General features: G+C 72.3%; 13 protein-coding genes and 1 tRNA gene. 3 read left to right on the forward strand and 11 right to left on the reverse strand.

Annotated features, from left to right (window positions below):
* Nucleotides 1-21 precede the first annotated feature (21 nt).
* The 5 genes from BUR94_RS02735 to BUR94_RS02755 form a co-directional block, all read right to left on the reverse strand.
* Entirely contained in the window at nucleotides 22-552 is a 531-nt protein-coding gene (locus BUR94_RS02735; RefSeq protein WP_425445243.1) for an adenine phosphoribosyltransferase, read from the reverse strand.
* Nucleotides 553-579: 27 nt separating this feature from the next.
* Nucleotides 580-942, reverse strand: coding sequence for an HdeA/HdeB family chaperone (locus BUR94_RS02740; protein ID WP_074254733.1), 363 nt, complete (start codon nucleotides 940-942; stop codon nucleotides 580-582).
* Nucleotides 943-1003: 61 nt separating this feature from the next.
* Nucleotides 1004-1477: a DUF2269 family protein gene (locus BUR94_RS02745; protein WP_074254734.1), complete on the reverse strand. Its 474-nt coding sequence runs from the start codon at nucleotides 1475-1477 to the stop codon at nucleotides 1004-1006.
* A gap of 113 nt (nucleotides 1478-1590) precedes the next feature.
* Complete coding sequence (locus tag BUR94_RS02750; RefSeq protein ID WP_074254735.1) at nucleotides 1591-2865, reverse strand: SDR family oxidoreductase; 1275 nt, start codon at nucleotides 2863-2865, stop codon at nucleotides 1591-1593.
* Nucleotides 2862-3482 carry a LysE family translocator gene (locus BUR94_RS02755; protein WP_074254736.1) on the reverse strand — a complete coding sequence of 207 codons (621 nt, stop codon included), beginning with the start codon at nucleotides 3480-3482 and terminating at the stop codon, nucleotides 2862-2864. Before BUR94_RS02755 ends, BUR94_RS02750 begins: the two co-directional genes overlap by 4 nt.
* Before the next feature lie 130 nt (nucleotides 3483-3612).
* Between BUR94_RS02755 and BUR94_RS02760 the strand changes: the two genes are divergently transcribed.
* The 3 genes from BUR94_RS02760 (at nucleotide 3613) to BUR94_RS02770 (ending at nucleotide 4855) form a co-directional block, all read left to right on the forward strand.
* Entirely contained in the window at nucleotides 3613-4263 is a 651-nt protein-coding gene (locus tag BUR94_RS02760) for a trimeric intracellular cation channel family protein (RefSeq protein WP_074254737.1), read from the forward strand.
* The gene (locus BUR94_RS02765) at nucleotides 4263-4697 is read left to right on the forward strand and encodes an ion channel (RefSeq protein ID WP_074254738.1); all 435 of its coding nucleotides are present in this window, start codon (nucleotides 4263-4265) and stop codon (nucleotides 4695-4697) included. Before BUR94_RS02760 ends, BUR94_RS02765 begins: the two co-directional genes overlap by 1 nt.
* A 73-nt stretch (nucleotides 4698-4770) precedes the next feature.
* Nucleotides 4771-4855: transfer RNA gene (locus BUR94_RS02770), tRNA-Leu, on the forward strand.
* Between the two features lie 55 nt (nucleotides 4856-4910).
* Here the strand turns inward: BUR94_RS02770 and tolA are convergent.
* The 6 genes from tolA to BUR94_RS02800 all read right to left on the reverse strand — a co-directional run bounded on the left by tolA (nucleotide 4911) and on the right by BUR94_RS02800 (nucleotide 10171).
* Nucleotides 4911-5981 carry a cell envelope integrity protein TolA gene (gene tolA, locus BUR94_RS02775; RefSeq protein ID WP_074254739.1) on the reverse strand — a complete coding sequence of 357 codons (1071 nt, stop codon included), beginning with the start codon at nucleotides 5979-5981 and terminating at the stop codon, nucleotides 4911-4913.
* A complete protein-coding gene (locus BUR94_RS02780; RefSeq protein WP_342745195.1) occupies nucleotides 5978-6358 on the reverse strand; it encodes an ExbD/TolR family protein in 381 nt (126 codons plus the stop codon). The genes tolA and BUR94_RS02780 overlap by 4 nt, the downstream gene beginning before the upstream one ends.
* Nucleotides 6355-6741 (reverse strand): ExbD/TolR family protein, encoded by a 387-nt coding sequence (locus BUR94_RS02785; RefSeq protein WP_074254741.1) that lies wholly within the window; start codon nucleotides 6739-6741, stop codon nucleotides 6355-6357. Before BUR94_RS02785 ends, BUR94_RS02780 begins: the two co-directional genes overlap by 4 nt.
* Entirely contained in the window at nucleotides 6738-7706 is a 969-nt protein-coding gene (locus tag BUR94_RS02790; protein WP_074254742.1) for a MotA/TolQ/ExbB proton channel family protein, read from the reverse strand. Before BUR94_RS02790 ends, BUR94_RS02785 begins: the two co-directional genes overlap by 4 nt.
* A 62-nt stretch (nucleotides 7707-7768) precedes the next feature.
* Nucleotides 7769-9703 (reverse strand): TonB-dependent receptor domain-containing protein, encoded by a 1935-nt coding sequence (locus BUR94_RS02795; RefSeq protein WP_074254743.1) that lies wholly within the window; start codon nucleotides 9701-9703, stop codon nucleotides 7769-7771.
* Between the two features lie 159 nt (nucleotides 9704-9862).
* A complete protein-coding gene (locus tag BUR94_RS02800) occupies nucleotides 9863-10171 on the reverse strand; it encodes a DUF2218 domain-containing protein (protein WP_074254744.1) in 309 nt (102 codons plus the stop codon).
* Nucleotides 10172-10216: the final 45 nt, after the last annotated feature.

Consider the following 10216-nt stretch of genomic DNA (forward strand, 5'->3'; position numbering starts at 1 on the left):
CATCGCAGATGCGGGGGGGCCTCAGGCGCCTTCGTAGGCCACCAGCGCATGCACGTCGAAGCCCAGGCCTTCGAGCCGCTTGCGGCCGCCGAGGTCTGGCAGGTCGACGATGAAGGCGCAGCCGGTGATGACGCCGCCGAGCCGCTCGACCAGCTTGATCCCGGCTTCGGCTGTGCCGCCGGTGGCCAGCAGGTCATCGACCAGCAGGATGCGCTCGCCCGGCTGGATCGCATCGTCATGCACCTCCATGATCGCCTCGCCGTATTCCAGCGTATAGGCCTCGGAGATCACCGTGCCGGGGAGCTTGCCCTTCTTGCGGATCGGCACGAAGCCGGTGCCAAGCTGGTGCGCGATGGCGCCGCCGAGGATGAAGCCGCGCGCCTCGAGGCCCACGACCTTGTCGATCGGCTCGCCGGCGTAGGGGTGGAGCATCTGGTCGACGCAAAGGCGCATGCCGCGCGGGTCGGCGAAGAGCGTGGTGACATCGCGGAACATGATCCCTTCGTGGGGGAAGTCGGCGATGGTGCGGATGTAGTCGGCGACGGATTTCACAGCGGTCACTCGGTGGTCACTCGGTGGTCACTCGGCGGGCGCTTCGCCTTCGGTCTCTTCCTTCAGCGAGTTCTGGAAGATCGCCTCGGTGACCTGGAACAGGCGGGCGTTGGGGCTGGCCTGGCACTGGGCGAGGGTGATGTCGATGATCTTGGCCGGGCCGACCTCCTGCATCTTGTCGAGCAGCGCCTTGGGGGCGTCGATGGAGGCGTGGGACCAGTAGCCGAGGATCCAGCCGGCGACCTGGCCCTGGTCGGTCACGTTTTCGGTGACGAAGGCGGCGCGGGCGCGTTCGCAGGTCCATTGGCCGGTGCCCATCATGTAGGCCTCCGAGAGGGCCGGAGCCGTGGAGGCGGCGCAGAGGGCGGCGGCGAGGATGGTGCGGTGCATGGGCTTCTCCCTTGGTCGGTCGGGGCTATTGGTAGCCGGGCGGCGCCCGGATGAACAGGGGTCACCAGAGCTGCGGCTTTGTGACCATCAGCCAGAAGACGCCGGTGAGCGCCGCGAAGGCGGGCCAGCCGAGCGCGAACCAGATGCGGTAGGCGCGCAGGGCGGCGGCGGGCAGGGGCGCGCCTGTGGCGGCGGCGGTGCGGGCTGCGTTGCGGATGCGGATCTGCAGGTGCACCACCGGCGCCCAGCAGGCGAAGGCCAGCGCGTAGAGGGCGTAGGTGACAACGAGCCAGGGCTCGGTGAGGCTGTAGCCCAGGGCCTGGATCAGCGCGAGGCCGGTGAGCGGCTGGACGATGCCGGCGGGGGTGGTGAAGAGCCAGTCGGCCAGCACGACGTGATGCGCGGTATGGGCCACGGTTTGCGGATTGCGGGTGCGCATGGCCATGACCATCTGGAACGCCGTTCCGATCCCGGTGCCGAAGAGCACCGTGGAGGAGAGGATATGGAGCCATTTGAGGAGTTCGTGGAGGTCCATGCGGGGGCCTGTTGCGGGTGTTGGAGTGGGGGGGCAGCCCCCACGCCCTTCGGGATACTTGTGGCAGGAAAATGAGGGGGCGGTCGGGGCGGGGTGTGATCCTTGAGCTTGGGTCAGCGCTCGGTGTCGAGGGCGCGGGCGGTGAGCAGGAGGGCGAGGATGGGGAGGTTTTTCAGCAGGGCGCCGTAGGGGTCGAGCCAGAGGTGAGGGGCGGCCATGGTGAGGCCTGCGGTGTAGCCGGTGACGAGGAGGATCTGTGCCCAGAAGGTGAGGCGCGGGCGCCAGTTGCGGAAGAGCGCTGCGGCCAGCGCGAGGTCGATCACGCCGAAGGCGCGGGCGGCGGTGGTGAGGGTCTGCTCGGAGAGGCCGGTGGCGGCGAGGTCGGGGAGGTAGCTCTGCGGCGGCGTCAGCAGGCCGAGGAGGCCGGAGACCAGCCAGAGCAGCACGAGCGTGAGGCGCAGGAGCGGGCGGAGCAGGTAGAGGCGGGCGTGCCAGAGATCGGCCGGGGTGGGCGGGCGCCGGGCGAGGAAGGCGGAGGCGCCGGGCAGCGGCGTGGCGGTGGGCGCGAGGACGCCGTGCTCGAGCTGGGCGATGGCGGTGGTGGAGAAGGGGCCGGCGCGCATGGCGTCGCCGAGCCGGCCCATGAGCCGGGCGAGGGCCATCGGGACGGGCAGCGCGGGCACCGGCCGCAGCCCGAGGTGGGCGCGGGTGGCGGCGGTGAGTTGCTTCAGGGTCAGGGTGTCGGCGCCGCCGGTGGGGATGGCGCGGGGGCTGCCTGCCTCCCCGGTTGCGGCGAGCAGGCGCTGGGCGAGGTCCTCGGCGTGGCAGGGGTTGAACTGGTGCCGGCCGGAGCCGAGCACGGGCATGACGAAGGGAAAGGCCGAGAGGGCGCGCAGCACGGCGGAGCCGCCATAGGCGCCGTCGCCGAGCACGAGGCCGGCGCGCAGGATGGTGAGCCGGTGGTGGCCGGTCTCGGCGGCGAGCCGGGCGGTCAGCTCGCCGGTGCGGCGAGCCTCGGCGAAGGGGGTGTCGGCGTCGATGCCGGTGGCCGAGAGCAGGGTGAGGAAGCTGCCGTGGGGCAGGGCATCGTAGAGCGCGGCGGGGGCATGCTCGTGGACGGCGGCGAGGGCGGCGGGCGATCCGGTGAGCAGGCCCGCGCAGTTGATGACCCCGTCGGCGGTGCGGGCGAGGTCGCGCCAGGAGGAGGCGCTGTGCCACTTCTCGGCGGTGAGGTCGGCGGCGAAGGTCTCGAAGCCGAGCGCCTTCAGGGCCGAGGTGCGGCGGGCGATGCAGGTGACGCGGTGGCCCGCCGCGCGGGCGGCATAGGCGACGTGGCGGCCGATGAAGCCGTCGGCGCCCAGCAGGAGGATGTGCCTCTGGTCGGTCACGCGCGGCGCAGCGTGGCGGTTGCGGCGGCCATGGCCAGCAGCGCGCCGCCGCCGGCGCGGGTGAGCCAGGTCAGCACGGCGGGGCGGCGGATGGTGGCGCGCAGGCGGTCGGCGGCCAGCGCGTAGGCCAGCGCGTTCAGCGCGGCGAGGGTGACGAAGGTGGCCGTCAGGATGGCGAACTGGGGCAGGAGCGGCGCGGCGGGCGTGACGAACTGCGGGACGAAGGCGATGAAGAAGGCGATCGACTTGGGGTTGAGCGCGGTGACGGTGGCGGCATGGCGGAAGATGGTGGCGGGCCGGGCCCGGGCGGCCTCGGGGCGGTCGAGCGTGGTGGCGGGGGTGCGGAGCAGCTTGAGGCCCATCCAGGCGAGGTAGGCCGCGCCGAGCCACTTGAGGAGCGTGAAGGCGGTGGCCGAGGCGGCCACCAGGGCGCCGAGCCCCGCGAGCGAGGCGGTCATGGCGAGGAGGTCGCCCAGGGCGACGCCGGTGGCGCAGGCCATCGCGGTGCGGCGGCCCTGGCTGAGCGCGTAGGAGAGCACCAGCAGCACGGTGGGCCCCGGGATCAGCAGCAGGGCGGTGGAGGCTGCGGCGAAGGCAAGCCAGAGGTCGAGGGGCATGGGGCGGTCTCCTTTGCGGGGGAGGAAGCCACGGGGGCAGCCGAGGGTCAATGGGGCGCGGGGGCGAGGCGCCGCGCATGGGTTGCACCCGCCCGGCGGGCGGGGTCTGATGGCGCCAGGAGGGCGGCTGATGTTCGAGACGGTGGCGGCGGGGCTGGACTGGTTCGGCCTTTGCGTCTTTGCGGTGACCGGCGCGCTGGTGGCCTCGCGCAAGGAGATGGACGTGGTGGGCTTTGTCCTGCTCGCGGTGGTCACCGGCGTGGGCGGCGGCACGCTGCGCGACCTCGTGCTGGGGCTTTCGCCGGTATTCTGGGTGGAGCGGCCGGAGGTGCTGCTGGTCTGCGCGGGCGTGGGCGCGCTGGTGTTCTTCGTGGCCCACATCCCGGCCTCGCGGTACCGGGTGCTGCTGTGGTTCGACGCGGTCGGGCTGGCGCTGTTTGCCGTGACCGGGGCGGAGCGGGCGCTGGATGCGGGCGCGGGCCCCTCGGTGGCGGTGGCCATGGGGGTTGCCACGGCCTCCTTCGGCGGCATCCTGCGGGACCTGCTGGGCGGCGAGGAGCCGGTGATCCTGCGGCGCGAGATCTACGTGACGGCGGCCTTTGCCGGTGCGCTGGTGCTGGCGCTGGCGGATGCGGCGGGGCTTGCCCGCGAGCCGGCGCTGGTGGCAGGCTTTGCCGTGGCGCTGGCGCTGCGGGCGGCGGGGCTCTGGTGGGGGCTCTCGCTGCCGCGCTACCGGGCGCGGCCCGGGCGGGAGGTTGCCGAGATCGAGAGGGACCGCTGATGCTGGGGCAACTGGCGCTGGGCTCGGCGATCATGGGCGCGACCACGGTGGTGGCGGCCCTGTCGCTCTGGGGGCTGGAGGCCTTCCTGGCCCGCATCCACCGCTGGGTGGTGCGCCCGCCGCAGGGGCCCAGGCTGGTGGCGGCGGTCACGGCGGTGATGATCTGGACGCTGGTGGTGATGACCGTCGCGGTCTGGATCTGGGCGCTGGCGCTCTGGGGCCTCGGTGTGTTCGTCACGCTGGAGGCGGCGGTTTACTTTGCGTTGGTGGCCTTCACCACCCTGGGCTTCGGCGACATCCTCCTGCCGCAGGAATGGCGGCTGCTGGGAGGGCTGGCGGCGGCGAACGGGCTGCTGGTGTTTGCCCTGCTGGCGGCGATGCTGGTGGAGACCCTGCGGCAGACGCGGCTGCGCCAGCGCGGCGACCGGCCCTAGGATGCGACCCGCCACGCGACGGGTTTTCGCTGCCCGCGCGGGGCGATAAGGTCGCGCCGCGACCGCCCCCCGTGCCCGCGTGGTGGAATGGTAGACACTGGGGACTTAAAATCCCTTGGCTTTACGCCGTGCCGGTTCGAGTCCGGCCGCGGGCACCAGGGGGGAGCGTGTTGCCCCCGGCAAGCGGAGGCAGATGGCCCGCCGCCGCCCGGATCAGTTGAAATCCATCGGCAGGTTGAACGACTGCGACCCGCCGCCGAGTTGGGCGGGCGCCCGGGGCATGCGCCCGGCGCTGCGGACGGCCTGGAGCGCGGCCTGGTCGAGGCGCGGGTTGCCCGAGGACCGCGCGAGGCCGAGGCCGGTGACCTGGCCGGAGGCGGCGACGGTGATGCGCAGCACAACCTGGCCGCGCCCGCCGGGCGACCGCTTGCGGCGCTCGACGCGCGAGCGGATCTGGGCGCCCCATTGGCCGATCAGGCTTTGCTTCTGGCTCGCGGAGAGCTGACGGGCGCCGGTGGTTCGGGCGATGCCGGCCTGCGACGAGCCGCCGGTGCCTGCGGATTTGGCTCCGGCGCGGGCCTGCGAATTTTCCTGCGCGGGCCGGGCCTTGGTGGGCTCGGCGCTGCGCTGGGGTTGCGGCGTGGCGGGCGGCTGGGGCTCGGGGGCCTTGGCGACGGGCGGCGGGGTGGGGCGCTCGGGCATCGCACGTGGCCTTATGCTGCGGCTCGGCGCGGTCTGGGGCGCGAGCGGCTCGGCGTTGGCGGTGTCGATCTCCGGCGGTTGCGGCGGCTCGGCCCGGGGCGGCGCGGGGTGGGGCGTGGCGCGCTGGGCCTCGGGCAGCGCGACGGGCACCGGCGCCTCGGGCGCGGCGGGAAGCTGCACCGGCGCCAGTGCGCTGGGCGGCACCTCGACGGCGGGGGGCACCGGGCTGGCTTGCAGCACCGGGGCGGTGTCGAGCGCGGGGGGCGCCTCGGCCGGTTCGGGCCGGACCGGTTGCGGCAGCGCGGCGGGGCGCAGCGCATCGGGCGTGCTCGTCAGCTCGGGCGGCGCCTCCGGCGCGGGCGGCTCGGGTGGGGCCTGCTCCGAAGGGTCGGACAGCTCGGGCGGGCGATCCCAGCTTTGGACCATCGCGGCGAGGGTGGCGTCGGCGGGGATGACGGAGGCGGCGCTCTCTCCGCCCTCGCCGCCCGTGGTGGTGCCGCCGTCGGAGGCGGGCAGGGCGAAGGCGATAGCGATGTGCAGGGCGGCGGCGAGGCCGACGAAGACGGGGAAGTCGTATCTCATCGCGGCACCGCCACGAGCTCGACGCGGGGCAGGCCGGCGGCGGCGAGTTGCCCGAGCACGCGGGCGACGACGACGGCCTCGGCGGCGGCATCGGCGCGGAGCTGGGCCGCCTCGCCGGCGACCGCGACGAAGCCGGCGAGCGCGGCCTCGCCTCGGGCCGCGCCGAAGGCCAGGGTGCCGTCGGGCCCGATGTAGAGCACCGCCTCGCGGCGCCGGGCCTCCTCGCCCGTGGCCTGCGGCGGCGCGACCTCGATCGGCTCGGGCGGGGCGAGGCTGGAGGTCATCAGGAAGAAGATCAGCAGCAGGAAGACCACGTTGATCATCGGCAGCACCGACTCGGTGGCGCTGCGGCGGGGCGGATCGGAGAACTCCATCATTCGACCAGCACCAGGGCGGTGAACCCCGCTGCCCGCAGGGTCTCGGCCAGGGTCACCACACGTTGCAGGCTGGCGCCCTCGCGGCCGCGCAGGATGATGGTGTCGCCCGGGGATTCGGTCAGCTGCGCCAGCGCGGTGGCCAGCACCTGCTCGTCGGTTTCCACCCCGTTCAGGCGGGTGCCCTGGGGGGTGATGTCGACCAGCCGGGGCGGGCCGGAATAGGCCGCCGCACCGCCGCCGCTGCCCGCCAGCGGCAGGGGCAGCATGACCTCGGTGCCGAAGCGCGAGGCCAGCATGAAGAAGACCAGCAGCAGGAAGACCACGTCGATCAGCGGCGTGAGGCTTGGCCTGCGGGCCTTGCGGGGCGGCTCGAAGAGGGTCACTCGGCGGCTCGCGCCATGGCGGGGGCGGCCCTGGGCGGCGGGGTGTCGGCGATGAAGATGCGGGCGGCGATGTCTTCCATGTCGGCGCGGATGGAATCGCGCACGCTCTCGAACCAGGTCAGCGCGGCGGAGGCGGGGATCGCCACGGCCATGCCTGCGGCGGTGGTCAGCAGCGCCTCCCAGATGCCGCCCGCGAGCAGCGAGGGATCGGCGCGGCTGCCGGCGGTTTGCAGGGTCTGGAAGGCCTCGATCATGCCCAGCACGGTGCCGAGCAGGCCCAGCAGCGGCGCGATGGTGGCGATCAGCTCGAGCGCGCGCAGCCCGGTGGAGAGCTCGCCCAGCCGGCGGCGGGCGGCGCGGGTGACCTCCTCGCGGGCGGCGGGCTCGTCGAGCGCCAGGCGGGCCTCGATGGCAGCGCGGGTGAGGCGGCTGCGGGTGCCCTTGCGGCCTTCGAGCAGGGCGAGGGCGGCGGGGGCGTCGCCCGCAGCCCAGGCCTCGACGGCGCGGAAGGCCGCCCCGCGCGACCAGGCCCCGGCGAGGAAGAAGCGCCAGGTTTTCCAGAGGATCAGGGCGAGGGTGAGCACAGCCAGCGCGGTGATGGCCCAGATCGCCGGGCCGCCGTCGACGAGAAAGCGGGTGGCCCGGTCGAGCGGGGCGGCGGGGGTGGTCTCTGGTGCGGAGGCGGGGGCAGGTTGGGCCGCTGCCGGATCGTCGGGCGCGGGGGTGGTGTCGGGGGCGGCGGGCGCATCGGATGCCGCCGGGGCGGAGGGCGCGGGGGCCGTATCGGGTGCGGCGGGCGAGGTGTCGGCGGGGAGGACGGGGGCCTCGGGCGCCGGGGTCTCGGTGACAACCTCGGGGGCTGCGTCGGGCGCGGCGGTCTGCTGCGCGGCCGCGGGCAGGGCGCAAAGGCACAGCAGGGTAAGGGTGGCGGCCTTGAGGTGCGAGCTGGCGGGGCGGATCTGCATCGGGCGGACTCCTTGGGTCGGGTCGGGAGGCGCCGCCGGTGCGCCTCCCGCATGGTTGCCTATCAGAACTTCATGTTCGCCGAAATCAGGAAGGTCCGGCCAGGTTCGGTGATGGGTTCGACAGCCGAGAAGCCGACGCCGTCGTTGCCGCGCCCGGAATAGGTGGTGTCGAACACGTTCTTCACGTCGAGCCGGAGGGTCAGGGCATCGTAGGCGGGCGGGGTCCAGGTGGTCCAGAGGTTGACCACCTCGTAGCTCTCCAGCGGATTGTAGCCTGCGGGCACGTCATCGACCTCGAGCGCGATCTCGGCGGTGCCGCCGACGGTCCACTGGTCGTTGAGGTCATAGGCGCCGGACAGGCCGATGATGTGGCCCACCGGGCGGCCGATGTAATAGGCCGTGGTGCCCACCGGTCCGTCATCGACGGAGACATCGGCATAGGTCCAGTTGCCCTCGATGTAGCCGCGCGCACCGGTGTAGCGCAGTTTGGCGTCGAAACCCTCGGAGGTGATGTCGTATGCCGCCGCTACACCCGTGGTGGTGAAGGGATCGTCGGCGTCCTTGATCTCGGTGTGGAAGAGCGCGAAACCCGCCTGCCAAGGGCCCTGCTCGTAGCGCAGGCCGATGCGGTAGTTGGTCGACCGCGAGGTGATCTGGTCGCCGTAGACCGGCGCAGAGTTCAGGCCGATCAGCGCGGCCTCGTTGAGCTCGTAGCCGCCCCAGACGGAGGCCGCGCCGAGGTTGAGCGTCAGCCGGTCGGTCAGCACGACGTCTGCCGCGGCGTTGACGCTGACGCCGGAGGACGACCACTCCTGCCCGCTGTTGCCCGTGTAGGTCTGGCTGTCGAGCCGCAGGCCGTAGGAGAGCGAGACGCGGGGGCTCACGTCCTGCCGCATCTGGGCGTAGAGGCCGATATTGGAAAGCTCCTCCTCGCCGGCGGTGGCGGAGGTGCCGGTGTTGGTTGCGGTCTCGTGGAAGAAGTCGATGCCCGCGGTCAGCACGCCGGAGCCGAGCGCAAACCTGTTTTCGGCCTTGCCCGAGAGGCTGCGGTTGCGGCCCTGGGCGCTTTCGGCGTCGAGCAGTTGCTCGTTCCAGGCCAGCTGGATCGTGGGTGCCCAGAGGCCCTGCGGATTCTCGTCGGTGTAGGTGAAGCTGTAGCTGGTGCGCTCGGTGATCGCCCGGAGATAGGTCGTGGGGCGGGTCGGGCTGTTGAGGTAGTCGAAGTCGGGGCGGGGGAAGCCGCCCTGGAAGGCGCGCAGGCCCTGGTCGGAGATCTGCTCTGCCGAGAACTCGAAGCGTTTTCCGCTGTCGGTGGTGTAGGCCACCTTGGCGAACACGTCCTCGAGGTCGGGCTCGGTGCCGCCGACCACGGTGCCCTCGCCGTTCTCGTAGTCATCCCCGGTCTGGCGGGAGTAGGCCAGCAGGTACTCGAAGCCGCCCTGGGCGCCGTAGATTGCGGCCGAGCGGCGGAAGGTGCCGCCGTTGGAGCCGAAGGTGAGGCCGGTGAAGCCGCCGACGGTGGCGCCGGGCTCCAGCAGGTCGCGGGCGTCCTTGGTCTCGTAGGCGATGATGCCCGCGAGCGCGCCGGGGCCTGCATCGGCCGGGGCGAGGCCGGAGCTGACGTTCACGCTTTTCAGCAGGAACGGGTCGAGCGGCACGTTGCCGGTGTGGTGGAAGGCGCCCTTGTTCTGGCGGGCTCCGTCGATGGTGACGGCGAGGTTGCTCTCCTCGAGCCCGTGGACCAGCACCTTCTGGGCGATCACCGAGCCGCCGGAGGCGAGAATCTCGGACTGGCCGGCGAAGAGCTCGTCGGTGCTGGCGGCGTTGCGCTCCTCGATCTCCTGCGCGGAGATCTCGACGTTGCCGAGGCTGTCTTGCGCGGCATCTGATTCGACCCGGATGGCTTCGAGGTCGATGACCTCCTGCGCGGCCGCGCTGCCTGCGATCAGCACGGCGGTGGAGGCGAGCAGGATGGTTCGTAGTTTGTTGGTCTTCACGTCATGTCCCCATGTTCTGGTGTTTTGCCGACTGGCTTGCACCGGGGCGCCTTCTTGCGGGCCGCACGGGGGACTGGCGTGTCGTATGCGGGGGTCGATTGCGATAACCGACTAAAAGAGTCAAGCTTGGCCGGACGCATCCGTCCGGACCTGTGCCCGTCAGGTGGCGGTGGCCAGCCCTTCCCAGTCCATCGTCTCGAAGTTCTCGCGGAAGGCGAAGCGGACGAGGTGGTTGTCGATCACAGCGCGGGCGCGGGTCAGGCCTTCCTCGTCGGGGGCGGTGATCTCGATCACCAGTTCTTCCGGCTCGGCCCTCATCGTCGCGGGGCCGGGAGGCAGCGCGGCCTCTGCGGAGGTGGCGTCGTAGCGGACGTCGATCTTGTGGGCGAAGTGCTTGCACAGCTGTTGCATGTACTTGCTGGCCGAACGGGTGGCAAAACGGCCGGTGTCGTGGAGTTGCTCTTGCATCTGACGGATCTCTGAGTTCTTTTGTCGGAAATATCCTGAGTGAAT

Origin of the sequence: Vannielia litorea, from assembly GCF_900142295.1 — a bacterium.
In the GTDB taxonomy this organism is placed as follows: Bacteria; Pseudomonadota; Alphaproteobacteria; order Rhodobacterales; family Rhodobacteraceae; genus Vannielia; species Vannielia litorea.

What these genes read in the sequence shown, in the direction of transcription:
- BUR94_RS02765 (WP_074254738.1), top strand. Translation starts at nt 4,263, where the DNA reads ATGCTGGGGCAACTGGCGCTGGGCTCGGCGATCATGGGCGCGACCACG.
- BUR94_RS02790 (WP_074254742.1), bottom strand. Translation starts at nt 7,706, where the DNA reads ATGCAGATCCGCCCCGCCAGCTCGCACCTCAAGGCCGCCACCCTTACC.
- BUR94_RS02745 (WP_074254734.1), bottom strand. Translation starts at nt 1,477, where the DNA reads ATGGACCTCCACGAACTCCTCAAATGGCTCCATATCCTCTCCTCCACG.
- BUR94_RS02755 (WP_074254736.1), bottom strand. Translation starts at nt 3,482, where the DNA reads ATGCCCCTCGACCTCTGGCTTGCCTTCGCCGCAGCCTCCACCGCCCTG.
- BUR94_RS02780 (WP_342745195.1), bottom strand. Translation starts at nt 6,358, where the DNA reads ATGATGGAGTTCTCCGATCCGCCCCGCCGCAGCGCCACCGAGTCGGTG.
- tolA (WP_074254739.1), bottom strand. Translation starts at nt 5,981, where the DNA reads ATGAGATACGACTTCCCCGTCTTCGTCGGCCTCGCCGCCGCCCTGCAC.
- BUR94_RS02760 (WP_074254737.1), top strand. Translation starts at nt 3,613, where the DNA reads ATGTTCGAGACGGTGGCGGCGGGGCTGGACTGGTTCGGCCTTTGCGTC.
- BUR94_RS02740 (WP_074254733.1), bottom strand. Translation starts at nt 942, where the DNA reads ATGCACCGCACCATCCTCGCCGCCGCCCTCTGCGCCGCCTCCACGGCT.
- BUR94_RS02800 (WP_074254744.1), bottom strand. Translation starts at nt 10,171, where the DNA reads ATGCAAGAGCAACTCCACGACACCGGCCGTTTTGCCACCCGTTCGGCC.